Raw genomic sequence first — 25,309 nt, 5'->3', positions numbered from 1 at the left:
TGTTGCAAATAATATAAAAAGTAAAGCAGATACTTCTCTTTAGCAGGCAATCTAATAAACTAATGACTAATGAACAATTTTACCAGGCTTGGTCGCCAACTAAAGGTACAAACCTAAAAGTATCGAGCACAATTTTTTCGTAATCAGTATCGCTTATTCTAAGCACTGTAACCATTTTCTGTGTATGTTCGTCGCCTACTGGGATCACCAAAATACCGCCAACTTTCAATTGCTTTAATAAAATTTCGGGCACTAAAGGCGCACCTGCAGTTACTATAATTTTATCGTATGGCGCTTGTTCCGCTATTCCTTTCGAGCCATCACCACAATAAAAATGTGGCTTATACCCCATTCCTGGTAAAACCTGAATGGTTCGGTTATAAATATTCTCTTGCCTTTCTATGGTAAAAACCTTAGCGCCAAGTTCCATTAAAATACAAGTTTGATAACCAGAGCCTGTTCCGATTTCTAAAACCTTATCTCCTTTTTTAATGTGCAGTAATTCGCTTTGATAAGCAACTGTATAGGGTTGCGAAATGGTTTGTCCATCACCAATTGGAAAAGCAATATCCTTATAAGCCTGGTTCCAAAAGGTTTCGTCAAAAAAGAAATGGCGAGGCACTTTCCCAATTGCTTTTAAAACATTTTGATCTTCGATTCCACGAGATGCCAATAACTCTACAAGTTTTTTTCTCGCTCCTCTTTCCCGATAATTATCAATAAATTTATAGGCCATGAAGTCTCAAAAGTATGTTTTTTATCCGATGAATTATGGTAATAATTTTATTCTCCCTGTAAGTTGCAGGAAATCAAAACTAAAATATTTTAGCCCGTTTTTATCCTCATTAATATTATTTGTTCGTTATAAAGAATTATTTCTACTTTTGAAAACTGATAAAACATATACTAATCTATCTCCTCTTAAATGAAAAAAGTATTTTTAAGCATCCTTATTTTATGCGCAGGCATTACTTCTTTTGCACAAACAAGTGCCGATTACAACTATTCTATTGCTGTAAGAGGTTACAGTATGATGCAACTGCCTAAAATTTTAAATCAAACCAATACACAAGATTACACAAGAATGGCAGGTAATGGTGCTATTTTAAAGTTTAATGATAACCAAATTAGTTATAGAATTAGTGGAAATTATTTTCGCGACAAGGATGTTGAGTTTCAAAACACATGCGAAACTTGCGAAATAGCAAGAGGAAAAGTTACAGATTACTCTTTCAAAATTGGTTTCGAAAAGAATTTTAATTATTCAAGAATCCAACCTTACTTCGCTTTTGATATCGGTTACCGCTCTAATAGATTTAGCGGAACGCTAAGCCCTGCAAATTCAAGTGTTGGTACTTCCACTCAATCGGCTGATGCCAGCAAAAATGGATTGGTAATGACACCAACTTTAGGTTTAAAAATAAACATCATTCCTAATTTGAGCATATTCGCAGAAAGCAGTTTAGATTTTAACTATTCATACGAGAAACAAGATCTTACTCAACAAAATCAAGCTGGTAGAAATATCTTTACTTACAATAAATGGGAATTTTTATTAAATCCAGTTTCAGCAGGAATTCAATTTAATTTTAACAGCAAAAATTAATACGGGTCGACATCGATTTGTATAATAACACTTTTAAAATCTTTTGTAGCATTAAATTCGGTAAGGGTTTCTCTTAAAACATTTTTAACTTTTTGTATTGCAGTATGTTTATCTGCTTTAATTATAATTTGTTTAATATAGAGATTCCTTACTCTGCTTACTAAAGGCTGTTCTGGACCTAAAACACGTTGACCGAATTTTGCCTTTAAAGTTTGGCCTAAATTAGCCGCTGCCCGATCTAAAACATTCGAATCTTTGTGCTTAACAGAAATAAATATCATTCTCGAAAACGGAGGGTATTGAAATTTCTCGCGTTCGGCTATTTCATCATTATACATACCCAGGTAATCGTTATCTACAACCTGTTTTATAATTCGGTTATCAGCATCGTAGGTTTGAATACATACATTTCCCTGGTCGGCTCTTCTGCCTGCTCTACCAGCAACCTGAGCCAGCAATTGATAACTGCGTTCGTAAGCTCTAAAATCAGGATAACCTAATAGCGTATCGGCATTAATAACGCCTATTAAACTTAGGTTATCAAAGTCAAGCCCTTTTGCTACCATTTGTGTACCAATTAAAATATCGGTCTTTTTATCCTGAAAATCGGTTAAAATTTGCTGTAAACCATTTTTGGTTCTGGTTGTATCCATATCCAAGCGGGCAATCGTAATTTCTGGATATAAGAGTCTTAACTCTTCTTCGATACGCTCTGTTCCAAAACCCTTTTGTTCTACATGCACTGAACCACAGGCTGGGCAAATATTAACGCTACTTTGGAGATAACCGCAATAGTGACAATGTAGTTTACCACTACTTTTATGATAAGTTAAGCTAACATCGCAATTGACGCATTTTGGTGTATAGCCACAAGTTGCACAAATTAAAATCGTTGCATAGCCTCTTCGGTTTTGAAAAAGAACAATCTGTTCTTTTTTACTCAAAGCTAAATCTATATCCTTTATTAAAACGCTTGAAAAATAGGAAACCATGCTTTTCTTTTTGGTTTCTTCTGCTATACTAACAACTTGTTGATTGGGTAATTGAACCCCGCCGAAGCGTTCCTTCATTTCGACCAAACCATATTTACCGTTTAAAGCATTGTAATAACTTTCTAAAGAGGGTGTTGCAGAGCCGAGAATTACTTTTGCTTTATAAAGATGAGCAAGATAAATGGCCGAATCTCTGGCTTGATATCGTGGCGCAGGATCATATTGTTTATAAGATGGCTCGTGTTCTTCATCTACAACAATTAATTTCAAATCTTGAAAAGGCAAAAACACAGCCGAACGGGCGCCAAGAATTACTTTATAAGCTCCATGTTTAACTTTATTCCAGATTTCTACACGTTCGCTATTATTAAATTTCGAGTGATAAACCCCAATTGAGTTTCCAAAGTATTTTTTTATCCGTTCGACAATTTGTGTAGTTAAGGCAATTTCTGGTAAAAGAAATAAAACCTGACTATCACTTTTATTTATAATTTCTTCAATTAGTTTGATGTAAACCTGTGTTTTACCAGATGCAGTTACGCCGTGAAGCAAAACAACATCTTTCTCTTCAAAAGCATTATTAATTTGGTTTAACGCATTTTGCTGACCATCATTTAAAGTGAAATTCACACTAAAATCATCATCATGAGCGGCAAGTCTGCTAACTGGACGCTTTAAAACTGTAAAAATATCTTTATCAGTTAATGCTTTCAAGGCTGCAGGCCCGCAATTACTCTCTTCTAAAAGTTGTTCTTTAGCGATTGGAATGCCACCCTTATTGAGTTTGATATAAGCTAATAATGCATCAAGTTGTTTTGGGGCTCGATCTAAAACATTAAAAAGTTGTTTTAAATTTTCTTCATCATTATAAAATTCATTCAGAATGATAAAAGATTTCATCAGGGGTTTATATTTCTGAATAACTTCTTCAGCAACCAGAATAAGCTCTTTATCTAAAAGATTATTTATAATCGGATATATTGTTTTCTGTCCTAACAGCTTAGAAACATCGTTAACGGTTAATTTCTGTTGTTTCTTTAAAGTACTGATGATTATTTGTTCTTTCTCCGATAATTCGACGTGATCATCAAAATCTTCGCGAAGAATTAGTATAGTTTCGCTGGCTAATTTTAAGCTTGCAGGCAGTGCTGCCGCCATTACATCGCCTTCGTTGCACATGTAATAATCGGTCATCCAAGCCCAAAACTTTAATTGTGTTGGGGTAACGGATGGAGCGGAATCAATAACATCTAAAATATATTTAGCCTCGTAAATCGTTGGTGGTTTTGTTGTAATTCCGCTAATTAGTGCCGTATAAATTTTATGTTTCCCGAACTGAACTACTACCCTTTTGCCAATCTCAATTTGATCATTCAAATCAAAAGGTACACGATAAGTATAGTTTTTCGCCAAAGATAATGGCAAAATCACTTCCACAAAAAGTGTTTCTCTTTCTGTAAAAATATCATTTTCAAATCCGTTCATTATTTATCTTTTACAGCTGCAAAGAATAGCATTATCCAGCCTAAAACAAAAAGCAAACCTCCAATTGGTGTAATCGGGCCAAGTACATCAACAAAACCAATTTTTAAAATACTGCGAGTTGCTAATAAATACAATGATCCTGAAAAGAGAAGAATACCAAAAGTAAAACAAAAGTAGGCGATATTAATCAGCTTATTTCTGTAGCGGGCAAAGGTTGATAAATATAAAAGTGCAAAGGTATGGTAGAACTGATAGTCAACTCCTTTCTGCCAAATTTCCAAAGAAGGAGCATCAATTAATGCTTTTAAACCATGTGCACCAAAAGCACCCAATAAAACAGCAACGGCACCAAAAAAAGAAGCAGTAAGAATAATACGTTTGTTCATATAAGTTTTTAGCTTAAAGCAATTGCTAAATTAATAAATTGAGTAAGAACTTCGTACAAATGGATGTAATAATTTAAATTTGTTGCATAACAGATGAAAAAAATACTAGTTCTATTAATTGCATTGATTACAGGTGTTGGCTTTTTGGCTTACATCTATTTTTCTAAATTAAACAATGAGAACAATGCTAAAGATTTGGCTCTACAATCTGCAACAAATAATGCTGCGTTAATTTTCGCTTTCGAAAATGATAAAAGTTTTTACCAGATTATCGAAGGACAAGGCTTACTACAGCAGGTTTTAGGCAAGCAAAAAACTGAGCTATTAACCAATCTCAAGGAAAATATTGTTAGCGATAATACCTTAAATAGCTTTTTAAGAGATCAGCAGGTATATTTAAGCATTCTACCTGATGAAAATAAAACCTTAAATTTTTTACTTACCATTCAAATCAAGGCTGATAAAAATTTCAAACAGTTTTACGAAAACTTAAAATCAAAAAAAGTACTTACTAAAGAATCAGACGAAAATTACACCATAAAATTTAATGACAGTTTAACAGTTTTTTTAGGCGTTAAAGACCAGGTGCTAACAGCTTCTACATCAAAAAAACTAATTATGGATGCAGCCGTTAGATTAGACGAAAACCCATTTACAGAGTACATTAAACAAAATAATTTGCTCAATAAAAATGTATTAGCGCATTTATATATCAATTTCAATCAGGCTCCGTTATTATTAAAAAATATTATAGCAGGCAATATAAATGGAGAAATTTCATTGCTTAACAACCAAAATAGCTTTGCATCTTTAAACTACAATTTCAGTAAAGAGAAAATTTTATTCAACGGAAATACCGAAATAACGGCTAACGATAATTATTTAAAACTATTCGAGAATGTAGCAGCACAAAGTATAAGTATTACTAATTTACTGCCAAGTAATACTGCGAATTATGCTGTATATGCCTACGATGAGTACAAAAACTGGTTTAAAAAACTACAAGATTGGCAAACTATTAAAGGTGAAACAAAAAAAATAGCTTCGGTTATAAACTCAGTTAAGGATGAGTATCGGGTAGATTTAAATAGCATTTTCCTCCCTTATGTTAAAAATCAATTTATAAGTTTCCAATTAAGCACCAGCGAAAAATTAGGCGCAATTGCGTTATCTAATGGAGAAAAAGTTAAACAACTTCTTTTGGATGTAAGTGCTGATTATAATGATGAAATTAAAATATTTAAATCATCGGATATATTATACAACTTCTTTGGCGAACCATTTAAAAAATTTGGAAGACCTTATTACACAATAATCGATAACAATTTGGTTTTTGCAAATAATGCCAGCACTGTACAGGCTTTTTTAACCAGCTATAAAAACAACCGATTACTCATCCAAACACCAAAATACATTAATGCGCTAAATCAAATTTCTACAACTTCAAATATTGGTTATTATATTAGTACAAATAATTCGTCAGATATTTTCAGAAACAATATTTTGTTACCATTTTACAAGCATTTAAGGGCAGATAGCGGATTGAAAAATTTCGATACTTTTTACTATCAGATGAGTGCAGATAAAAATAAATTTATCACTAACATGCTTTTAAACAAATATTTAGAACAACAAATACCAGATTCGTTAAGCAACCGTTAAATTAAATTAAGCTAAGAAACCAATTTCATGAAGAAAACTTTACTTATTGTAATTTTGTTGGCATCGTTTCAAAAGTTATACAGTCAGCAGTATGCACTTTTCGGAACGAAAACAATGTTTGATGCCTTTGAAAACCCTTCTCAAAAATCGTTTACTTTAAATTCTTCCCGCAGATTTTCTTCAAACTTTTTTTTACCTTATTTTGGAGTAAATGGTGCAAACAGCGGTAATGCAGAATCAGTAGTTAGACGCTTGATTGTAGATGGAACAAACGATACCAGAATTTTACCAATAAATACAGGAGAAATTAATCACCTCTACGCAAATAGTAATATTTATGTTCTTACACTTCGTATTTTCCAATCGTATAAATACCAAAAAGAAATGGGTTTTGCCTGGCAAATCAGAACAGATTCTCAAATAGATTACACAAATGAAACTCTTGCTATCTTCGACTCTTATAGAAGATTTCCTACTCAAACCCTTTTAACAGGCATATTTGATACAAAAGGTTATCAGCAATCTTATCATCAGTTTAGTTTTACCTATCGCGAAAATTATAACAAAAGATTAGCATTTGGAGTGAAAGCAAGTTTATTGAGCGGCATTATTTACAATGATTTAAACATTTCGGATTCACGCCTGTATCTCGATCCTGAAAATGATTACCTGGATATTGGTCTTGCAGGCACATATTCAAGCAACTTTAACGATCAAAATAAAATTACCAGAAATACAGTTATACCAACTTTTAAAAACCCTGGTGTTTCAATTGGCTTTAGTACAAACTACACCACTAAAAAAGGACTATTTTTGATGGCTAACATTAAAGATTTGGGTTTTATTTGGTGGCGTAACAACACTCAACAAACAACAGTTAATACAAGTAAAACCATAACAGATCTTCAAAACCAAGGCAACACAAACCAAGAAATCAGAGATATATTCGAGTTAAGGGAGCAACCAGGTAAATTTACAGCCTTAACTAATGCTAAAGCCGATATTTACCTTTCTAAAACCTACGGCTTCTACCAACCAGCTTTGGCTGTTTCAAAAAATCTATTCTATAGAGGTGGCGATATTGCCTTTATCAACACATTCAAATACAATAATTTAGCTGGAAGTGTTACGCCCTTATACAATCTGAACAACGTATTTATGGTTGGCTTACAGGGTAAATATCAAACCCCTAACTTCGAACTTTTTATGGGTACCGATAACTTAATTTCATCAGCAAGCACTGCAAAATCAGTAATAAAAAATGATGCAACCTTAAATGGTTCTATTGGTGCATCTTTTTACATGGGGGTGGGCATTAAATTTGGAAACATTGTAAATCACCCTCAGTTTAGCGATGTAATGCCAGGTATCAACGACAATGAAGGAGGAAGTTTCTTTAAAAACTTATTTTCTATCTTTAAAAAGAAATAGTTTAAACCTTCTTTTTAGGCTGAGTTAAAACAAAATCCTTCAAGTAAAAAGGCTCAAAGTATGCCACATCTTCAAAATTAGCGTGCGTAAAGGCATTTAATGCTAGTGAAGACATATTGCCTGCAGAATTAAAATTCGAATCACTAAATAAAGCATTAGGATGGTTTAATACATCAGCACATTTAGCTGCTCCATCACCTAAAAAGGTAATTTTATAATTAGATAATAATTCTGAAAAACTTTGTTCGTCTATTATTTTTGCTGATGTTTCTTCCAGTACGTTCAGATTTCCATCTAAAACAGTTGTGTATACTTCCATCCTTCTCGCATCAATCATCGGGCATATTAAACCTTCATAATCTGGTTTTTCGAGAACAAATCCAGCAGCCATCATTTTTAAAGTTTCGATAGCAACTAATGGCTTATCTAAAGCGTAACATAAGCCTTTTGCAGTAGAAACGCCGATGCGCAAGCCTGTGTAAGAGCCAGGACCTTTACTAATTGCAATTGCATCTAAATCGCTCAGATTAAGTTCTGAATTCTGCATTACACTTTCAATAAACAAGGTTAAATTGCTTGCATGAAGATTCTGACCGCTCTCTTCTTTTATAGAAACAGTTCTACCATCAATCGATAAAGCAACTGAACAAACAGCCGTAGCAGTTTCTATTTGAAGTATTTTAGCCATAATGCAAAGATATTAAAGAAATGGAAAATGGTTAATGGAGATATGAAAGAATAAATCTAATTTGAAAATAATTTAAGGCACAGGATCATGGCCATGAGCACCCCATGGATGGCAACGACCAATTCTTTTTAAAGCCATCCACCCGCCCTTAAACGGGCCGTGTTTTCTTATTGCTTCTATTCCATATTGCGAACACGTTGGCGTAAATCTACAATTAGCGCCAAGCATTGGCGAAATAGCGTATTGATAAACTCTTATCAACCCTAAAAAAAACCAACCAAAAATTTTATTGATTAGCTTCATCAGGTTGAATTAAAGTTTGAAAACGCTTAAAAGTAGCAATCAGTTTTTTCTGAATAAACACAAACTCGTACTTATCTTTACCAACAAATTGTATAGAAAACAAAAGCAAACCTCTGTCAGTTGGTAATGGAGTATAGAAATTTTCTTCTTTATTCAGCCTGTAAGCCTCTCGAATTCTGCGTTTAAGCAAATTGCGATCGACCGCCCTTTTGTATCTCTTCTTTGGGACATTGATAACCACCTGAGCCTGAACCTCGGCTGGTTCATCAATAAAGAGATAAGAAACCCGAAATGGGTATAATAAAAAAGAAGAACCGTTTTTAAACAACAGGTCTAAATATTTCCTGCTGCATAACCGTTCTTCTTTTCTGAATGTGTACATATACTTTTGATTGATAATTGCAGATTTGATCTGCCAATTCCGAATTAACGGAAAAGCAATCAAAAATTATGCTTTATGCTTGCGTTCGTCAGAAACTGTTAATCTTTTTCTTCCTTTAGCACGACGTGATGCTAATACTCGTCTGCCGTTAGCTGTTGCCATTCTTTCGCGGAAGCCGTGTTTGTTTCTTCTCTTTCTTTGCGAAGGTTGGTATGTTCTTTTCATGACTGTATATTATCTTATTATAATTTCAAAATTAAGAGGTGCAAATATAAAGCGATTTCTCTACAATTGCAAGTCTGTTTAATTATTATTTTTCTATTCGAAAATCAAATGTAGTAATTCTTTTTAAAATGTAGCCCCGCCTACGCTTCAAGCCCGAAAAAATCGGGGCTTTCTCGCTAAAGTCGGGTTTAATAAAAACTGTTCCTGCTACTATTTAAAGTTGCATATTGCCTATAAACCCAAAGCGGCTTTTAATTTCACATAGCCCGTTTTACTCACAGGCAGCCAAATATCCGATTTAAGCAGCACGACATAACTATCTTTTTCTTTCAATTCTATTTTAGTTACCTGGGCTAAATTTATTATGTAAGAACGATGTATGCGTATAAACTGGCTAGCATCTAGCGTTTGTTCGAAATAAGCCATGGTTTTATTTTTATAAAACGCCCCATCAGTAGTACTTAATTTCACGTAGTCATCATCAGCTTCTAAATAATTAATATCGGCAACAGGGATAATCTTAATAACTCCATCTTTTTTAACTACTACCCTATTATTTTGTGCCGGACTTTTCGCCGCCGCATCCAAAACAGCTTCAGTATTTTCGCTTTGATTTAATCTCGCAGGTAATTTCTGAATAGCCAGATCGAAACGGGTTTTATCAATAGGTTTCAACAAATAATCAACAGCGTTTACCTCAAAGGCCTTTATTGCAAACTCATCAAAAGCAGTAGTAAAAATTACAGCTGGCTTGTCCTCAACCAATTCAAGCATTTCAAAACCACTTATTTTAGGCATTTGAATATCAAGAAAAATTAAATCTGGCTTATACTGTGTAATTGCTTTTAGGCCTTCAAAACCATCGCAGCACTCTGCAACAATTTCTATTTCTTTATGTTCAGAAAGATAATATTTTACAATATCTCTTGCTAAAGGCTCATCATCAATTAATATAGTCCTGATCATTTTTTTGAGGAATTTTTAGGGTTGTAATATATAAATTATTTGCCTCAATTTCTGTCTGCAATAAATGTGGATTTGCAAACAACAGATATAATCTTCGTTTAATAGCAGTTAAACCAAATCCAGTTCCACCCGTAGCTTTCATCTCTGGGTCGAAGGGGTTTTGCACTCGTAGGTTTAAAATATCTTGTTCAACCGTAACATCAATTTTAATGGTTATACCAGCCGATGTATTATAAAGGCCGAATTTTATTGCATTTTCTACAATTGGCTGCAGTAATGTACCAGGTAAACAAAGGTTTAAAGTTTCATCATCTACATTAACTTCAATTTTTAATCTATGGCTAAAACGTACTTTTTCAATATCTAAATAGAGTTGAATGTATTCCATTTCTTCCTCCACAGAAACCCATAATTCGTCATCACGTTTTAGTGTACCACGTAAAAAGGATGCTAATTTAGTAATCATTACGCCTGCTTCTTTTGGATTCACCATAGTTAAAGCAAAAACAGAATTTAAACTATTAAATAAGAAGTGTGGCTGTAGTTGATGTCTTAATTTATTCAGTTCAGCTTCTTTAGCCAAGCTTTGTGCAGTTAAAAGTCGGGTTTGAGTTTCAGATTGTTCTTCTAAGCGGTACCATAAAATGTTTGCCAAAGCACACCAACCCAAACACATGAAAGAGATTAGGCCCCGAAAGGCAAATGAGAAATTATAAAAATCCAGATAATTCTTGAAATCTGTAAACACATAACCCAAACTATACTTTGCTGCATAAATTATTACGAAGGTTAAAGCAAGTGTAACAACCAAAACATAAAGAATTCGTTCATTTTTAGGCTGATAGTAGCCCAGCATATTGCTGATACTCACACAGGCAATTGCCAGTAAAGCATTATTAATAACGCTATCTGTAAAAGATATCATCCACGAAAAATTTACCACATAATGAAGTCCTACTCCACATAGTATAGTCCACGCTATGGCAAATCCGAGGGATGTTTTTTGAATTTGCGGGACTGATAACGGTCTTGTTGTCAAAACTTATGAGTTTAGTTTAGGTAAAGTTTCTATTCGGTATTCTAAATTTTCAGATAAGCTTCAATCGATTTCATTTCCAAATCTTCGAACTTATCTCTAACCCATCTTCAGTTTCACATATTTGGCAATTACTTGTTGTACTACCTGAATTGCAGTTGACTCCAATTATTGCTAAAAGCTTTTAATTTCTATGCCTCCGAACATTACTGTTCCATCAATTATTAAAGTTTTCTGAACTTCTCCAGTCGGAATTAAATGACCTCTTTTATCTTCGATACTTCCAAATATCGGAGTTACATTCGCTTTGATAATCCAGTTTTGTGGAACTACTAATTTCACGCCTCCAAACACTGCAGTAACATCGAATGTGGCGCTATCATTAAAATCTGCCTGCGTTAAATTAACGTCAGCACCTCCAAAAACAACTGTTATATCTCCGCCCTTTAAATTTTTAGAATATATTATTTGGTTACTTCCGCCAAAAACGGCAGTTGCTTCAACAAAATCCTGGCTATTTGCGTTTTTATCTTGAACTGGATTTGTGCTTTCCGTACCAGAGCCAAAATTATCAGCAAGTCGATTTCTTCTTCTAAATCTTAAATCACCTTTTGGTTTAAAGATTAAATAGCCACCTAAAATTACCAAGCCTATTCCTAAGGCATATTTCGAAGCATCAAAATCTAACCCTGTTATATCGTCGATGGTAAAATAACTTCCAATTAAAACCATAATTAACCAACCAGCACCTTTAAAATTACGTCTGGCTCCAACAAAAAGGCCAATTACAATTAAAAGTGTGTGCCAGCTAAACACCCAATGCGGAACATCGAAGCCAACATTATCTAAAAGAAATGCGAGACCGATGAAAACAATTACCAAACCACTGATCATTCTGCCAGAACGGTTATTGGTTACATTATTATTATTTGAATTTTCCATTTGTGCAATTATTAATAACCAAAAATATCCATAATGTAGTACTACATATATATGTATACTCTAAAAAACAGCTAAAAGGCGGTGAGTTGCTAAATTTCATCGGTGAAAAATATTTTAGTATTTTGACAGCATGAAATTTTTAGCATTACTACTTTTCTCATTTATCTCTGCCAACCTGTATGCTCAGGATATCAAGAGCAATTATAAAATTTACGATGTAAAAAAACAGAAGCTTATTGCTGTCGATGATATAATCGCGGATATGGATAAAGCTGATGTTCTATTTTTTGGCGAAGAACATAATGACTCGATTGGACATTATTTAGAAGTAGAAATTTTCAAGAAATTAAGCGAAAAATATCCTCAAAAAACAGCCTTAACATTGGAAATGTTTCATACCGATATCCAACCTGTTGTTGTTGAATACCTGGCTGGTTTGATCTCAGAAAAGAATTTTATAAAAGAAGGAAGAGCCTGGCCAAACTATAAAGATTACAGACCTTTAGTTGAATATGCAAAAGAGCATAAAATTGATGTAATTGGAGCTAATGCCGCCACAAGATATAGTAATGCCGTTACTAAAAATGGCTTGGAAGCTTTGAAAAACTTTCCAAAAACCGCTCTATCATTTCTACCTCCTTTACCAATCGATACTGCTACTGGCAGATATAATGAGAAATTTACCGATTTATTGGGCGGACACAGTATGGGCGCCATGAAGGTTTATCAAACGCAAAACTTTTGGGATGCAACAATGGCCTGGTCTATAAATAAGTTTAGCAAGCTTCACAAAGGCTTTAAAATTCTCCAGTTAAACGGGCGCTTTCATAGCGATGAAAAACTTGGCACACTGGCTAAACTTCAAAAATACTCCCCTAAACTGCAAATTCTAAACATTTCATCCTTCTCTGATGAAAATTTTGATAATCCTGAATGGGATAAATTTAAAAATTTAGGCGATTACATTATCATCACCAATCCAAAAATTAAAAGAAGTTTTTAGCAAAAAAAAATCCGCTGGCAACAATAACCAGCGGATTTTTTATTTTATGCTTTAGTTTTAAGCAAATCTCTTATTTCTGTTAAAAGAATTTCTTCTTTTGTTGGTACTGGCGGAGCAGTAGGTGCAGCCGCTTCTTTCTTCTTCAAGTTGTTTGCAGCCTTAATAATTAAAAAAAGCACCAAAGCAACAATAATAAATGAGATTACCTGTGATAAAAAGTTTCCATACTTAATTGCTGTTCCAGCAATAGTAAGCTTACTTAAATCTTCCAAACCAGCAGCTTTTAATGCAGGGCCAAGTACAGCAGGCGTAATAATATCTTCAACTAAAGAGCTAACAATTTTACCAAATGCAGCTCCGATAATTACACCGACAGCTAAATCAAGTACATTTCCTTTAACTGCAAAATCTTTAAATTCTTTTATAAATCCCATGTTGTTTAATGTTTATTTGTAACGAAATTAATAAACAAAAGTCTAAAAACAAACCCAATTCGCATTATTTAAACCAAATTCTATGTTGCTTTGATATTAATTCTAAGAAATATCTGAGATGATTTGTTTATTTTTGCTCCAATTCTTTATATAATATGCTAAAGCAACACCTACAACAAAAATTATTACAAAAATTATCTCCTCAGCAAATACAATTTATAAAGTTGTTGCAGGTGCCAACCGTTGCTTTAGATACCCGAGTAAAAGAAGAACTTGAAGAAAATCCAGCGCTTGAAGATCCAAGCTTAATGACCGCAGAAGAGCCTAAGGGTGAATATGATGATTTAAACGATGGACCTGATGATTACGAAAAATCATCAGATGATAATAGCACAGATGAGTTTAATGTAGATGATTATCTGCAAGACGACAATACCAACGATTATAGTACAAATTATAATAATGGTGATGATGATGAGGAGAAAAAAGAAACTCCAATAGCTATTGAAAGTACTTTTTTCGAAAGCCTTCAGGAACAACTTGATTTAATTCCATTATCTGATCAAGATTTTATCGTTGGTAAACAAATTATTGGAAGTTTGGATGATGATGGTTATTTACGTCGTCCTTTAAGCTCTATGATTGATGATTTGGCATTTTCTCAAAATGTTATGGTTGAGGAGGAAGATGTTTTGGAAATGTTGAGGCTAATTCAAAGTTTTGATCCTCCAGGTATTGGCGCCAGAGATTTAAAAGAATGTTTATTAATTCAATTAAAAAGGAAAGATGCCAGCAACCCGATTATAGTTAAAGCTATGAACGTGGTTGAAAACTACCTTGATGAATTTACCCGCAAACACTACGATAAATTAGAGAAAAGCTTAGGGTTAGATAGCGAAGAGCTTAAAGAAGTTGTAAACGAAATTCTTCGCCTCAACCCAAAACCAGGCGATGCAAATCAGGTTACAACTAAACAAATGCAAATTATTCCTGATTTCCATATCAGCAATAACGATGGTATATTGATTTTGACACTAAACTCTAAAAATGCACCAGAGCTTAAGGTAAGTCGTTCTTACCAGGAAATGTTCGAACATTACGATAAAGCTTCGGCAAAAGATAAAAAACTTAAAGAAGCCGTTCAGTTTGTTAAGCAAAAGCTAGATTCTGCGAAATGGTTTATCGACGCCATTAAACAAAGACAACAAACTTTGCTTAAAACCATGAATGCAATTATGCATTATCAGTACGAATATTTTTTAACTGCTGATGAACGTAAAATGCGCCCAATGATTTTAAAAGACATTGCAGATAAAATCGATATGGATATTTCTACCGTATCAAGGGTAGCAAACTCTAAATATGTTCAAACTGAATTTGGTACGTTTTTATTAAAATCTTTCTTTTCTGAGGCGATTCAAACCGAGAATGGTGAAGAAGTTTCGAATAAAGAGGTTAAAAAAATCCTGGAAGATTGTATTGGAAATGAAGATAAGCGTAAGCCCCTTGCCGATGAAAAGCTTACAGAGATTTTAAAAGAACGCGGTTATAACATTGCCAGAAGAACGGTTGCAAAATATCGCGAGCAAATGAATATTCCAGTAGCAAGATTGAGAAAAGAGCTTTAACTAGTTTTTTGGTTTATAGTTGTTTAGCTTTCAATAAAACTAACGAACCGAGCATTGCCCAACCCAATTACCACATTTTAATATAAGAAGGTACTTTGTAGATATTGTTTAGCAATAAGCCTAATACAATTTCGTGGCTGCCGTTACTAACTGTATTCAAATCTGAAGTTGTAAAATCGTAAGAATATGTTAGGTTAACCATTTTGCCAATGTTAAAACCTGCCATTGCAGAAAAAGAATCATCTTTGCGGTAGCTTCCACCTAACCATATTTTATCTTTGAAGGCTATTTTCATGTTTAAATCTACCGATACTGGTGATGGCTGTACGTATTTTACCATAATTGAAGGAATTGCAGCAATCTGATCATCCAAAAAGAATTTATAACCAGCTGTAGCAAAGTAATGAGGAACCTCTTTTCCTGTATTATAAGCATCAGAATTGGTAAAACTTAATTTTTGCGATAAAACTTGCTGTGCCGATAAGCCTGCAAAAACCCTTGCCCCGTATAACCAAATTCCAACACTTAAATCTGGCCTTAACTGGTTTACTATAGTATTTGAAATTACAGGATCGACTTGTGTATCAGGAAAAGTGAGTGAATTTACATCGAGCTTAATACTCGAAATCCCTGCAGCTGCACCAACTGATAAATTAAAATCGTTACTTAGCTGCAAGTGGTAAGCGTATGTAACATTTGCATCAATTCTGGATAACGGACCAGCCTTATCCTGAACAACCGTTACACCCATGCCATGATGTGCAGGAGATGAAGTATAATTCTGCGTATAATTTCTATCCATTGGGTTTCCTGTTTGTTCTGGAAACGAGGTTAGTGCATTACTCCATAACTGGTTATCGCCTAAAGCCCAATGCGCAGAAACAAAAGACGTTTGAGGAGCATCATTTATTCCAGCCCATTGCTTTCTAAAGCCAGCTTTAAAATCAATATAGTTTTCGATACCAGATAAAGCAGGATTTAACAAATACTGATTAAAAATATACTGTGTATACTGTGGCTTTTGCTGCGAAAAAGCATTAAATGAGATAAATAGCGCAATTACTAAGATGTATCTTTTCAATTTTTTATCTGATTATGGTTAGCGGGCCAGTTACAGTTTTTCTACCGTTTCTTGGATTGATAATATAGTAATAAACTCCAACAGGTAATGGTTCATTTTTAAAATTCCCATCAAAAGGAACCTTATATCCGTTACTAAAGAATACCCTTGTACCATTGCGGTTAAAAACTTCAATTGTTGCATTTGGGTAACTCTCCAGGTATTTTACAGTCCAGAAGTCGTTAAACCCATCTCCGTTAGGTGTAAATGAATTTGGAGGCACCAATGCTTGCAAAACTTTTACTGTAATTAATGTTGTTACCGTACATCCTTCAGCCGTTGTTACGAGCAGCGAATAATCGGTATCCTTTTCTGGAAAAGCCACTGGATTTAGGATATTATCATGATCCAATCCCACTGAAGGACTCCATTTGTAAGTTAAGCCAGCGCCTTCTGCAACCGCAGGAATTGTCACCTGACCACCAGATAGAATATATAGCGATTGACCAGCATCAGCAGTAGGCGATTTATAAACATTAATAGTTTTACTTATTGATGTAGAGCAACCATTGGAAGCCAAAAAAGTATATGTGATTATATGCATACCAACATTTACGTTTTTAGGATTAAAATTACCTTCTGCATCAACTCCATCTCCAGCGTAAATACCACTTCCTAAAATTCCTGTTGTTTCTTTTGCCTGATTTATAACCACCGAACCATCATTCTGGCACGCAGATGGAATATCTGTAAATTCTAATATTGGTACTGGTTTAAGTGTTATATCTTTCTTAGTTTCTTCAAAACATGATTCTCCGGAATACGCCAATAACCGAATGGTATAATTTTTAGTTAAGTTTCCTCCGAAAACGGGATAGGTCAAAGGAATATCATCAGCAGTTGGGTACGTTATAGTTTCAAATACTTCTGGTGCATTTACATAATCTTTGTAAATAACAATCTTCGTAATTTTACCAAAAAATGCAACCGATGAATTATTTATTATAACATCCTGACTGCTGCACAGATTATCTATGTTTTGAATAGAAAAATCTGCCTTTTGAACAGCACCATTTACGACAAATTTCTGCGTTTTAGTTGTAACGCACCCATTAGCGTTTGTTATTTTTAAAGTAACGATATAATCGCCAAATTTTATGTACTTGTGCTTTCCATCTTTATCCGTAGAGGTATTCGGATTAATTGCCGTAGAACTTGCAGCATCTCCAAAATCCCATTCGTAAGTAAAAGCGCCCGAACCACCTGTTGCATCTATAGATTTATTAACAAATACTGCAAATACATCTGTTAAACAAACATCAGGCATAGAGAAATCGGCCACTGGCAAAATGGTAACGGTTACATTTTTTGTAAAAGCGGTACTAATGCAACCTTCGGCCGATGTTGTAATTAAGGAAATAACAAATGTGCCTTGGGCAGCATATTGATGAATAAATGGTATTCCATCCGTTTTATCAACTTTAGTTCCATCACCAAAATCCCAGGTCCATTTTACAATCTTATTAGCTGTTTTCAAGCTGCTAATAGTTGATTGATCTGTGATTAAATAATCGGTATTAGTACAAGTGTTACTTGTTGATGAAAATTTTGAAACTGGCAAGGGAAATATTTGAACTGTTTTTGTAACTACATTAGAGTAACAACCTGTACCCGCCTTAACCGACAAACTTACCGTATAGGAACCTTCGTTAGCATACCCATGTTTAGGATTTTGCTCAGTAGAGTTTGAACCATCTCCAAAATCCCACAGCCAGTTAGTTACTGCAAAATCAGTGGTATTTGATAAACTTTTATCAGTAAATGCAACATCAGATTTTGCGCAACCGGTTGAAGCAGTTTCGAAAGCAGCGGTGGGTAAATCATAAATATTAAAAATATAATTGGTTTCCAAATCACCACTTTGGCAGTTTGTTGCATTATTTGGAACATGAGCCACTACGTTTAAGTGATATTCTCCTGTAGTAGTGTAAGTTTTATTAATTGGATATTTATAAACGTATATAGTTTGCCCATTAACCGTTTTAATTTCGGGAATAGGGTTTAATGTAGTATCCGATCTTCCATTATCTAAAGTCCAGGTAATTTTGTCTGCTTGATATGGAAAATTGATTTTAAAATCAATCGCTTGACCAACACATCCATTAGGACTTTCTTCCTTTTTTACTTCATCTACCACGGTTAAATAGTTATTTGAAGAAAGATTTGTTCCAGCAGAATAAGCATAAGATTCTGCTTGTCCAAAACCATAAGCTGTGGCATTAAAGCCATCGTCAGCTGTTAATGTTAAACTCCTAAAAGTCGAATTATTTGTGGTACCAGTTATAGGAATCTGGTTATAAGAATATTGAGTATTACCAGGAATTGTAACCCAAGGAGTAGTTGGTGCAGCTCCATCTATTTTAAAGCTTGAAGCTTTCTTAGTTAACATTAATACGTTAATATATCTTTCTGTAATAGTTTGAAGAGTAGAAGAAAAAACGGTGACCATTTTTATATTGAATTCTACTGGATTTAACATCACCATTTCAGGATCGCCCGTAATATTTCCCCCAGAAACAGAAGAACATGCTTGGGTTAATGAGTATTGAGCTACACTGATTAATTTATCTGAATTGATAAACGTGGGTTCTGTTAATTGATCACTCTCGATAAACTGACCTTTGTTTACAGTATAAGTTTGCCCGTTGTAAGTAACTTTTGTATAATCTTCTTGGGCTAATATTCTTAAAATATACCTTCGATTTGGAAAAGGAACCACTCCGTAATTTTTACCCCAACTTACTGTTGGATATAATTGCTGATACAATGGGTCTTGAGATCCTGTACAATAAATACTTAATGCAGATGAACCAGAAAATGCAGCAAATCTTTTGCAAGATGAAGTTGTAATATTGGTTTCGACAAAAACACCAGTTAAATCAGCATTTCCATCCATATATTCGTAAGCATCACCAGCCTTTTTTAAAGTGATCGGTAAGCTAGTCCCATCCTTTCGATGTAGTATTAAATCTGTATTATCTTCAACAGCCACCAAAACCAAAAAATTATTCCCCTGACCAGATTGCGTATAGTTCATGGAATAATAATTTTGACCTAAGGTTTCAAACGGTAAAATTAACGAGGCGGCTGATCGTGCCCCAGCGTAAATATGTGTATAAACCGAAACTTTTGGTTTTCCATCGCTTACTTTTATGTGAATACCACGATTAGCTAACAGTTGGTTTGCTTCATCTGGTAAGCCAGTATTATATTGAGAAATGTAAGCCTCTGCCCAAGTAACCTTAAATTCTATGGCTGTATTTGCAGGAATAATTTTCGTTTCAGAATAATTGCGACAACTTACCGTAACCTCTGATATAGATTTAGATGTAACAAATACCGATAACTCAGCATGGCTAGAAAGTGATGTTCCCGAATTCCCACTAGCTACATGTGTAGGAAAGATCGACCAAAAATCTGTTCCTTCATTAGAAACATTTTGCCCAAAAACTTTATAAGGATGCAGAAAGCAAACAACAATAAAAACTAATAGAATAGCCCTTTTCATTGTTATTAACTTAATTCAGAAATAGTTTGCATTTTTAATAATATAGAAAGGCAATATACTACTAAAGAATATACAACAAAAGGCAACATCAAAAAATTAACACTTTTTTAAACAATAAATTTTATTTCGTGTAAAAATGTAAGGGGTTGGTGTAAAATTATTTTCGAAAATTAATAAAATTTTAATGTTTGGGTTATTACACAATATTCACAAAACGCTCTTCAAGCAGAACAACACCCCTATTATGCTGATGAATATTTAGTATAACCATCCCGATTTATTTTTGCTTACACCCTAAGTGTCTTAACACTTAAACTAAATGCGTATTTATGAATGCTTATAAAAATTTAATCGAGAAAATTTACCCAGCAAGATTTGGAGAGAAAACTGATGTTCAGTTTTACTTAGCAATGGAAACGGCTTACTTCAGAATGCAAAAACTAGAAACCACAAATGATTTTATACTATATAATTATAGGAATACATTCTTTTTTCTGAAAAGACATATTTGTAATGCAATTCAGGATGGAACAAGAAGGGTTATTTACGATTTAAACGAATCAGACAAGAAATGCCTAGATGCTTTTATTGAGAAACTAAACGGCTCATTTTATGATAAAATTGAATTAGATGAGATATTAGATAATGTAAATTCAATTTTATCCAATTATAATTTAACCAAAAATCCTGATGAATTTAAAGAGTATGGCTTTAGAGCTATAGCTTAGTTGCCGCTATCATCGGCCTCTTCTTTATCTTTATATTTTTCGGAAAAAGCTTTTGCTCTTGAATCTGCAGATACATCATTTTCATCTTCAGGTTCAAGATTTTCATCTAGCCGATCATTCCAATTATCTAAACCACTTTCGGCTTTAGTATCATTATTGGGGCGAATATTTTTGGGTAATTCCATTTTACTTATATCTTAGAATAAGAACATCATTACCAAATAATTGTTTTTATTTATTTTACAGGAGGTTCGTCTTTAGCGTCTTTAAATTCTTTAACGCTTCTACCTATCCCCTTCATTAATTCTGGTAATTTTTTACCACCAAAAATTAAAATAACAACAACTCCAATTAAAATAATTTCTATAATCGACATGAGATATTTTTTGACGTAATATACGTTAAAAGAATAATAGTGTTTTCAATATAAACAAAATTAAACCAGCAACGCATTTAATGTTCTAGCTTTTACTTTAGGAACTGCCCCATATCTCATAAATTCTGAAAAACCTTTCAACTGTTTAATAGCCTTAATGGCCTCGTAACCTTCAAAAGTGCTTCTAATTTTGTTCAACAACATCGTATCAGTTTTAAACATATCACTTTCTTCTAAAATTCCTTTCGTCAAAAAGGTTTTTATTAATTCAGCCATTTTGCCGTTCGCGTATAAATGTAATGGCAGTTTAAAAACCTCATCGTTTAATTTTTTAAAAGCTTCATTGATCCATAAAGCTTCAGTTTCGGCATTTACAGCAATCTGCCCATCTTTTAAAATTACAGCATTTAAAAATTCCTTTGCTCTTTGTCTTGATATGATTCCTGCGTAAACCCCATCACGTAATGTGTAATCCAAACGATCGGCACATAATGCAGGAAGCGGTTGTTCTAAAATATTAAATGTTCCAAAAACAATTTGATTAACACTATAACCATACTTTAGTAACACATCAGGAATTTCAGATTTATATAAAATTTCGGCAAATACCTTTTCGTGATAGTCTTCATCTGAATTTTCGAAAACATAATCTCCAACATGAGAAAACGCAGTGTGTGAAACATCGTGCAGTAAGCCTGCAATTTGTTCAAGTTCAGAACCACCAAGTTTCCTAATCAACATCATTACTCCAATTGCATGTTCCAATCTCGAATGGCAAATATCAGGATTTACCAAATAAATGGCACCACTTTGGTGTACACCCGCCAATCGCTTCAATGCATCAGTAGCTAAAATATCTTCAAATACTTGAGGCAACTCTGCTTTGCCATATAAAAAATCATTTACCTGTATCATTTCGCCTCCTTAATGCTATAAAAAATCAATAAACAATATTACTAAATAATTTAGCTTAAAGAAAATTTAAATATCCACAACTAATCAAATAAGCTAAATAAATTAGCTAACAATTAACTTTCAAATATTTTGAAAATGATTATTACAATACAATGATTAACAAAACTTACTTATAAAAAACAAGCATTTGATATAAACGTTATAATTGTAAAAAAGATGTATATGGCAACTGCTCAGCAAATACGTAAAGCTTATCTCGATTATGTTTTAACAAACAACGAGAAACCTAAATCAGTTTATAGTTTCGTTAAAAAACTTAAAATTACCGAGGCAGAATTTTATCAATTTTATGCTTCCTTCGAAAGTATAGAAAAAAATATTTGGTTCGAATTAACTTTTGAAACCATTACCAAAATTAAGGAACAAGAAGTCTGGTTTCAATATTCATCAAGAGAAAAAATACTTTCATTTTTCTATAGCTATGTAGAAAACCTTAAGAATGAGCGCAGTTTTATTATTTATAGCTTAAAAAACTTTAAAGGCAAGTTTTCTACACCAAATGTACTTGCAGGCGTAAAGCCAATTTTCGAAAATTTTGCTGAAGAAATTATTAATGATGGTTTGGAAAGCGGAGAACTTGCAGAGCGTAAATTTTTGAGCAAAAGATATAAGGATGCTTTATGGATTCAATTTGCATTTATACTAAATTTTTGGGTTAATGATGATAGCGATGGCTTTGAAAAAACAGATGAAGCTATAGAAAAAGGCATTAATGTTACTTTCGATTTGTTCCAACATTCTCCTATCGATAATTTGTTTGAATACGGAAAGTTTTTAAGCAGAAATGGTAAGTTTAAAGAAAGCATGGGTTTATAAAACTAAATGAAAGAGCAAAAAAGTATTCCAGTTACAAAGGCAGAACGTTCGGCAAAATTTGTTAAAACAGGTTTTCAAATTGGCGGCAATTACATAAAACATTATTCAAAAAAATTGTTCAATCCAGATTTGGATCGGGAACAGTTAAACGAAGATAATGCCACGGATATTTATAAATCGTTAAGCGAACTTAAAGGAAGTGCATTAAAAATTGCACAGATGTTAAGTATGGATAAAAATATTCTACCAAAATCTTACGTAGATAAATTTACGCAATCGCAATACAACGCTCCACCACTTTCAGGACCGCTTATTGTAAGAACATTTACCAAAAGCTTCGGTAAAACGCCAGAAAACATCTACGATAGTTTTAACCTTAGCTCTACAAATGCGGCTTCAATTGGCCAGGTTCATCAAGCTACTTTAAATGGTAAAAAATTAGCCGTTAAAATACAATATCCTGGCGTTGGCGATAGTATTTCTTCTGATTTAAAACTTGTAAAACCTTTTGCATTCCGCCTGCTTGGCATGTCGGAAAGAGAATTAAATATTTATATTAAAGAAGTAGAAGAAAGATTACTCGAAGAAACCGATTACGAATTAGAAGTTAAACGCTCCATAGAATTTTCAGAAGCTTGCAAAAACCTTGATAATGTTGTTTTCCCGACTTATTATCCAGAACTATCAGGAAAAAGAATTATTTCTATGGATTGGATTGAAGGTTTACACCTGAAAGAGTTTTTAAAAACGAATCCATCACAAGAATTAAGAAATAAAATAGGACAAGCTTTATGGGATTTTTATAATTTCCAACAGCACGAATTAAGGGCTGTACACGCCGATCCTCATCCAGGAAATTTTATGATTACACCTGATGAAAAGCTAGGCGTTATCGATTTTGGTTGCATTAAAGAAATGCCTGAAGATTTCTACAATCCGTTTTTCTCTTTAATTTCTACAGATGTTATTCAGGATAAAGCCAAAACAATTGATGCTTTTAGAAAACTAGATATGATTCATACTGATGATACGCCTACTCAAATTGAGTTCTATTATAAATCGTATAAAGAAATGATCGAACTTTTCGCTAAGCCTTATATTAATGCGTCGTTTGATTTTAGCAAAAATGAATTTTTCGAGAAATTATATGAGTATGGTGAAAAAATAGCTAAAATGCCCGAATTTAAACAAGCAAGAGGAGTTAAACATTTTATTTATGTAAATCGTACAAACTTTGGTTTATATACAATTTTACACGATTTGAAAGCAACTGTTAAAACGGATACATTTAAGCCTTCTCTCTAATTATTCTGCATTTTTTTTCACAACATCAACCATATGTTCAATATCGAATGGTTTTTGAATAAAATCATCAGCTTTGCTTTCTTCTGCAATTTGAGGTAACTCGTTTGATGTTGAAGTTAAAATCGCCGATATATCTTCCGTTTCTGGATTAGATTTTAGCTCTTTAATTATTTTCGAGCCTTTTTTAGTCCCTTTAATGTGATCATCTATAACCACAACGTCAGGTTCTATTTCATCAATTTTTTCTATTGGCTCGGTTGTTAAAGAAGATGTCACTTCAAATCCTTCATCATCCAACACCTGATCCATAATTTCCAAAATATCCTTGTTATCCTGAACAAGAACAACCTTTTTCTTCATATCAACTAATCGACTAATTTCTTCTAAAGATAAGAAAAAGAACAATAATGAAGTAAATACTATTATTCTTTAAAAAATCCTGCACCAGTTCGTCAGGTTTAAAATCCCGTTCGTCGATTAGTTACATACGCTTGTATAAAAACACGAATTACCCTGCAACGTTTTTTAGTTCTCGGCGTCTTATCTACAAAACCACCACAAAAAACATAAATAACTAATTAACAAATAATTATAAACAAAAGCATTATGAAAACCTCAATCAAAACCTTAATCGCAACATCATTAACTGCTATCGTTTTAACTACTTCGATTTTCGCAGCAAGCGCAAAAAATACTGAAAAGAAACCAACAACAACTTCGGTCCCTGCTTCATTTAAAAGAGTATCAGTTAAAGGAAATGTAGAAGTTACCTTTGTACAAAGACAAAATGATGGTATAAATTATACCGATGATAACACTGGAAAAGCAAAAATTACTCAAGAAGGTGATATTTTACGCATCAGTTCTACTGATAAAGAAGTATGTAAATTAATTGTTTACGTAAATGATATTTACCGTATTGAAGCCTCAGAAAATGCTGTTGTAAGAAGTAGTGGTAAGTTGAAAGCTAGATTTTTACAAATATTTTTAAAAGGTAATGCACATGCAGATATTAATTCTGTAACCGAGGGTTTGTACACCGTTATAGATGATAATGCCGAATTAAAATTAAGTGGCGCAACTGATAACCACACTTTAACAATGGGTAAAACGCCTAAGTTAACAATTGATAGATTTGCAGCTTTGAAAACAAATATAAGTGCAAAAGAAGCAAATGAAAATGAAATAGCTGCATTAATAAAATAATCAACTCAGCATATAGATTAAAAGCGATGGATTTCTTCATCGCTTTTTTTATGTTAAAAAATGGATAAAACTCAAACTTCAGTCTTTCTTCAGAATTATAAAGTAT

The 25,309-nt window shown here is 33.4% G+C and carries 26 protein-coding genes; 9 read left to right on the top strand and 17 right to left on the bottom strand.

The window, feature by feature from the left end:
• Positions 1-79 precede the first annotated feature (79 nt).
• On the bottom strand, positions 80-736 hold the full coding sequence (locus ABD692_RS17795; protein WP_316761330.1) for a protein-L-isoaspartate(D-aspartate) O-methyltransferase: 657 nt from the start codon (positions 734-736) through the stop codon (positions 80-82).
• A 189-nt stretch (positions 737-925) separates the two neighbouring features.
• On the opposite strand from ABD692_RS17795, the gene ABD692_RS17790 reads away from it, so the two are divergent.
• Positions 926-1,606: a hypothetical protein gene (locus ABD692_RS17790; protein ID WP_316761326.1), complete on the top strand. Its 681-nt coding sequence runs from the start codon at positions 926-928 to the stop codon at positions 1,604-1,606.
• On the opposite strand, the gene priA is transcribed toward ABD692_RS17790, so the two are convergent.
• Both priA and ABD692_RS17780 read right to left on the bottom strand, forming a co-directional pair.
• The gene (priA, locus tag ABD692_RS17785; protein ID WP_344769129.1) at positions 1,603-4,083 is read right to left on the bottom strand and encodes a replication restart helicase PriA; all 2,481 of its coding nucleotides are present in this window, start codon (positions 4,081-4,083) and stop codon (positions 1,603-1,605) included. The two genes, ABD692_RS17790 and priA, sit on opposite strands and share 4 nt — an antisense overlap.
• Positions 4,083-4,469: a DUF423 domain-containing protein gene (locus tag ABD692_RS17780; RefSeq protein ID WP_316761320.1), complete on the bottom strand. Its 387-nt coding sequence runs from the start codon at positions 4,467-4,469 to the stop codon at positions 4,083-4,085. The genes priA and ABD692_RS17780 overlap by 1 nt, the downstream gene beginning before the upstream one ends.
• A 93-nt stretch (positions 4,470-4,562) precedes the next feature.
• Here ABD692_RS17780 and ABD692_RS17775 point away from each other — a divergent pair, with 93 nt between their 5' ends.
• On the top strand, positions 4,563-6,131 hold the full coding sequence (locus tag ABD692_RS17775; protein ID WP_344769127.1) for a hypothetical protein: 1,569 nt from the start codon (positions 4,563-4,565) through the stop codon (positions 6,129-6,131).
• Between the two features lie 27 nt (positions 6,132-6,158).
• Positions 6,159-7,562: a DUF5723 family protein gene (locus tag ABD692_RS17770; RefSeq protein ID WP_344769125.1), complete on the top strand. Its 1,404-nt coding sequence runs from the start codon at positions 6,159-6,161 to the stop codon at positions 7,560-7,562.
• 1 nt (position 7,563) lies between these two features.
• Here ABD692_RS17770 and tsaB read toward each other — a convergent pair whose 3' ends face one another.
• The 7 genes from tsaB to ABD692_RS17735 all read right to left on the bottom strand — a co-directional run bounded on the left by tsaB (position 7,564) and on the right by ABD692_RS17735 (position 12,104).
• A complete protein-coding gene (tsaB, locus tag ABD692_RS17765; protein ID WP_344769123.1) occupies positions 7,564-8,250 on the bottom strand; it encodes a tRNA (adenosine(37)-N6)-threonylcarbamoyltransferase complex dimerization subunit type 1 TsaB in 687 nt (228 codons plus the stop codon).
• Positions 8,251-8,322: 72 nt separating this feature from the next.
• Positions 8,323-8,553 (bottom strand): membrane protein insertion efficiency factor YidD, encoded by a 231-nt coding sequence (gene yidD, locus ABD692_RS17760; RefSeq protein WP_344769121.1) that lies wholly within the window; start codon positions 8,551-8,553, stop codon positions 8,323-8,325.
• Positions 8,537-8,935, bottom strand: coding sequence for a ribonuclease P protein component (locus tag ABD692_RS17755; protein ID WP_344769119.1), 399 nt, complete (start codon positions 8,933-8,935; stop codon positions 8,537-8,539). The genes yidD and ABD692_RS17755 overlap by 17 nt, the downstream gene beginning before the upstream one ends.
• Before the next feature lie 66 nt (positions 8,936-9,001).
• A complete protein-coding gene (gene rpmH / locus ABD692_RS17750) occupies positions 9,002-9,160 on the bottom strand; it encodes a 50S ribosomal protein L34 (protein ID WP_010601723.1) in 159 nt (52 codons plus the stop codon).
• 231 nt (positions 9,161-9,391) lie between these two features.
• Positions 9,392-10,126: a LytR/AlgR family response regulator transcription factor gene (locus tag ABD692_RS17745; RefSeq protein WP_344769116.1), complete on the bottom strand. Its 735-nt coding sequence runs from the start codon at positions 10,124-10,126 to the stop codon at positions 9,392-9,394.
• Entirely contained in the window at positions 10,104-11,051 is a 948-nt protein-coding gene (locus ABD692_RS17740; protein ID WP_316761287.1) for a sensor histidine kinase, read from the bottom strand. Before ABD692_RS17740 ends, ABD692_RS17745 begins: the two co-directional genes overlap by 23 nt.
• Before the next feature lie 285 nt (positions 11,052-11,336).
• Positions 11,337-12,104, bottom strand: coding sequence for a LiaF transmembrane domain-containing protein (locus tag ABD692_RS17735; protein ID WP_316761285.1), 768 nt, complete (start codon positions 12,102-12,104; stop codon positions 11,337-11,339).
• Between the two features lie 130 nt (positions 12,105-12,234).
• Between ABD692_RS17735 and ABD692_RS17730 the strand changes: the two genes are divergently transcribed.
• Positions 12,235-13,107: a ChaN family lipoprotein gene (locus ABD692_RS17730; protein ID WP_344769113.1), complete on the top strand. Its 873-nt coding sequence runs from the start codon at positions 12,235-12,237 to the stop codon at positions 13,105-13,107.
• A 44-nt stretch (positions 13,108-13,151) separates the two neighbouring features.
• Here ABD692_RS17730 and mscL read toward each other — a convergent pair whose 3' ends face one another.
• The gene (mscL, locus tag ABD692_RS17725) at positions 13,152-13,541 is read right to left on the bottom strand and encodes a large-conductance mechanosensitive channel protein MscL (protein ID WP_316761279.1); all 390 of its coding nucleotides are present in this window, start codon (positions 13,539-13,541) and stop codon (positions 13,152-13,154) included.
• Between the two features lie 155 nt (positions 13,542-13,696).
• Here mscL and rpoN point away from each other — a divergent pair, with 155 nt between their 5' ends.
• Positions 13,697-15,169 carry an RNA polymerase factor sigma-54 gene (gene rpoN, locus ABD692_RS17720; protein WP_316761277.1) on the top strand — a complete coding sequence of 491 codons (1,473 nt, stop codon included), beginning with the start codon at positions 13,697-13,699 and terminating at the stop codon, positions 15,167-15,169.
• 67 nt (positions 15,170-15,236) lie between these two features.
• On the opposite strand, the gene ABD692_RS17715 is transcribed toward rpoN, so the two are convergent.
• Both ABD692_RS17715 and ABD692_RS17710 read right to left on the bottom strand, forming a co-directional pair.
• The gene (locus ABD692_RS17715; RefSeq protein WP_344769110.1) at positions 15,237-16,250 is read right to left on the bottom strand and encodes a PorP/SprF family type IX secretion system membrane protein; all 1,014 of its coding nucleotides are present in this window, start codon (positions 16,248-16,250) and stop codon (positions 15,237-15,239) included.
• Positions 16,251-16,254: 4 nt separating this feature from the next.
• Positions 16,255-19,797: a PKD domain-containing protein gene (locus ABD692_RS17710; protein ID WP_344769108.1), complete on the bottom strand. Its 3,543-nt coding sequence runs from the start codon at positions 19,795-19,797 to the stop codon at positions 16,255-16,257.
• Between the two features lie 329 nt (positions 19,798-20,126).
• Here ABD692_RS17710 and ABD692_RS17705 point away from each other — a divergent pair, with 329 nt between their 5' ends.
• Positions 20,127-20,525, top strand: coding sequence for a hypothetical protein (locus tag ABD692_RS17705; protein WP_316761268.1), 399 nt, complete (start codon positions 20,127-20,129; stop codon positions 20,523-20,525).
• Here the strand turns inward: ABD692_RS17705 and ABD692_RS17700 are convergent.
• Genes ABD692_RS17700 through ABD692_RS17690 form a run of 3 tightly spaced genes read right to left on the bottom strand, consistent with a single transcriptional unit; the run spans position 20,522 to position 21,816 of the window.
• Positions 20,522-20,710: a hypothetical protein gene (locus ABD692_RS17700; protein ID WP_316761265.1), complete on the bottom strand. Its 189-nt coding sequence runs from the start codon at positions 20,708-20,710 to the stop codon at positions 20,522-20,524. The two genes, ABD692_RS17705 and ABD692_RS17700, sit on opposite strands and share 4 nt — an antisense overlap.
• A gap of 50 nt (positions 20,711-20,760) precedes the next feature.
• The gene (locus ABD692_RS17695) at positions 20,761-20,901 is read right to left on the bottom strand and encodes a Sec-independent protein translocase subunit TatA/TatB (protein ID WP_316761262.1); all 141 of its coding nucleotides are present in this window, start codon (positions 20,899-20,901) and stop codon (positions 20,761-20,763) included.
• 60 nt (positions 20,902-20,961) lie between these two features.
• Positions 20,962-21,816, bottom strand: a complete 855-nt coding sequence (locus ABD692_RS17690) for an HD domain-containing protein (RefSeq protein WP_344769105.1) — start codon at positions 21,814-21,816, stop codon at positions 20,962-20,964.
• Between the two features lie 222 nt (positions 21,817-22,038).
• Between ABD692_RS17690 and ABD692_RS17685 the strand changes: the two genes are divergently transcribed.
• Together ABD692_RS17685 and ABD692_RS17680 are read left to right on the top strand one after the other, a co-directional pair.
• Complete coding sequence (locus ABD692_RS17685) at positions 22,039-22,692, top strand: TetR family transcriptional regulator C-terminal domain-containing protein (RefSeq protein ID WP_344769103.1); 654 nt, start codon at positions 22,039-22,041, stop codon at positions 22,690-22,692.
• 6 nt (positions 22,693-22,698) lie between these two features.
• A complete protein-coding gene (locus tag ABD692_RS17680) occupies positions 22,699-23,997 on the top strand; it encodes an ABC1 kinase family protein (protein ID WP_344769101.1) in 1,299 nt (432 codons plus the stop codon).
• On the opposite strand, the gene ABD692_RS17675 is transcribed toward ABD692_RS17680, so the two are convergent.
• Positions 23,998-24,357 (bottom strand): response regulator, encoded by a 360-nt coding sequence (locus ABD692_RS17675; RefSeq protein ID WP_344769099.1) that lies wholly within the window; start codon positions 24,355-24,357, stop codon positions 23,998-24,000.
• 246 nt (positions 24,358-24,603) lie between these two features.
• Here ABD692_RS17675 and ABD692_RS17670 point away from each other — a divergent pair, with 246 nt between their 5' ends.
• The gene (locus ABD692_RS17670) at positions 24,604-25,203 is read left to right on the top strand and encodes a GIN domain-containing protein (RefSeq protein ID WP_344769097.1); all 600 of its coding nucleotides are present in this window, start codon (positions 24,604-24,606) and stop codon (positions 25,201-25,203) included.
• The last annotated feature ends 106 nt before the right edge of the window (positions 25,204-25,309 follow it).

The organism is Pedobacter ginsengiterrae (assembly GCF_039537385.1).
GTDB lineage: Bacteria > Bacteroidota > Bacteroidia > Sphingobacteriales > Sphingobacteriaceae > Pedobacter > Pedobacter ginsengiterrae.
The sequence above is the reverse complement of the archived record's forward strand: the minus strand, read 5'-3'. Positions and strand labels throughout refer to the sequence as shown.

Bases quoted from the DNA above. Each gene is read 5' to 3' on its own strand.
- ABD692_RS17795 (WP_316761330.1), bottom strand. From the start codon at position 736: ATGGCCTATAAATTTATTGATAATTATCGGGAAAGAGGAGCGAGAAAA.
- ABD692_RS17790 (WP_316761326.1), top strand. From the start codon at position 926: ATGAAAAAAGTATTTTTAAGCATCCTTATTTTATGCGCAGGCATTACT.
- priA (WP_344769129.1), bottom strand. From the start codon at position 4,083: ATGAACGGATTTGAAAATGATATTTTTACAGAAAGAGAAACACTTTTT.
- ABD692_RS17780 (WP_316761320.1), bottom strand. From the start codon at position 4,469: ATGAACAAACGTATTATTCTTACTGCTTCTTTTTTTGGTGCCGTTGCT.
- ABD692_RS17775 (WP_344769127.1), top strand. From the start codon at position 4,563: ATGAAAAAAATACTAGTTCTATTAATTGCATTGATTACAGGTGTTGGC.
- ABD692_RS17770 (WP_344769125.1), top strand. From the start codon at position 6,159: ATGAAGAAAACTTTACTTATTGTAATTTTGTTGGCATCGTTTCAAAAG.
- tsaB (WP_344769123.1), bottom strand. From the start codon at position 8,250: ATGGCTAAAATACTTCAAATAGAAACTGCTACGGCTGTTTGTTCAGTT.
- yidD (WP_344769121.1), bottom strand. From the start codon at position 8,553: ATGAAGCTAATCAATAAAATTTTTGGTTGGTTTTTTTTAGGGTTGATA.
- ABD692_RS17755 (WP_344769119.1), bottom strand. From the start codon at position 8,935: ATGTACACATTCAGAAAAGAAGAACGGTTATGCAGCAGGAAATATTTA.
- rpmH (WP_010601723.1), bottom strand. From the start codon at position 9,160: ATGAAAAGAACATACCAACCTTCGCAAAGAAAGAGAAGAAACAAACAC.
- ABD692_RS17745 (WP_344769116.1), bottom strand. From the start codon at position 10,126: ATGATCAGGACTATATTAATTGATGATGAGCCTTTAGCAAGAGATATT.
- ABD692_RS17740 (WP_316761287.1), bottom strand. From the start codon at position 11,051: ATGATATCTTTTACAGATAGCGTTATTAATAATGCTTTACTGGCAATT.
- ABD692_RS17735 (WP_316761285.1), bottom strand. From the start codon at position 12,104: ATGGAAAATTCAAATAATAATAATGTAACCAATAACCGTTCTGGCAGA.
- ABD692_RS17730 (WP_344769113.1), top strand. From the start codon at position 12,235: ATGAAATTTTTAGCATTACTACTTTTCTCATTTATCTCTGCCAACCTG.
- mscL (WP_316761279.1), bottom strand. From the start codon at position 13,541: ATGGGATTTATAAAAGAATTTAAAGATTTTGCAGTTAAAGGAAATGTA.
- rpoN (WP_316761277.1), top strand. From the start codon at position 13,697: ATGCTAAAGCAACACCTACAACAAAAATTATTACAAAAATTATCTCCT.
- ABD692_RS17710 (WP_344769108.1), bottom strand. From the start codon at position 19,797: ATGAAAAGGGCTATTCTATTAGTTTTTATTGTTGTTTGCTTTCTGCAT.
- ABD692_RS17705 (WP_316761268.1), top strand. From the start codon at position 20,127: ATGAATGCTTATAAAAATTTAATCGAGAAAATTTACCCAGCAAGATTT.
- ABD692_RS17700 (WP_316761265.1), bottom strand. From the start codon at position 20,710: ATGGAATTACCCAAAAATATTCGCCCCAATAATGATACTAAAGCCGAA.
- ABD692_RS17695 (WP_316761262.1), bottom strand. From the start codon at position 20,901: ATGTCGATTATAGAAATTATTTTAATTGGAGTTGTTGTTATTTTAATT.
- ABD692_RS17690 (WP_344769105.1), bottom strand. From the start codon at position 21,816: ATGATACAGGTAAATGATTTTTTATATGGCAAAGCAGAGTTGCCTCAA.
- ABD692_RS17685 (WP_344769103.1), top strand. From the start codon at position 22,039: ATGGCAACTGCTCAGCAAATACGTAAAGCTTATCTCGATTATGTTTTA.
- ABD692_RS17680 (WP_344769101.1), top strand. From the start codon at position 22,699: ATGAAAGAGCAAAAAAGTATTCCAGTTACAAAGGCAGAACGTTCGGCA.
- ABD692_RS17675 (WP_344769099.1), bottom strand. From the start codon at position 24,357: ATGAAGAAAAAGGTTGTTCTTGTTCAGGATAACAAGGATATTTTGGAA.
- ABD692_RS17670 (WP_344769097.1), top strand. From the start codon at position 24,604: ATGAAAACCTCAATCAAAACCTTAATCGCAACATCATTAACTGCTATC.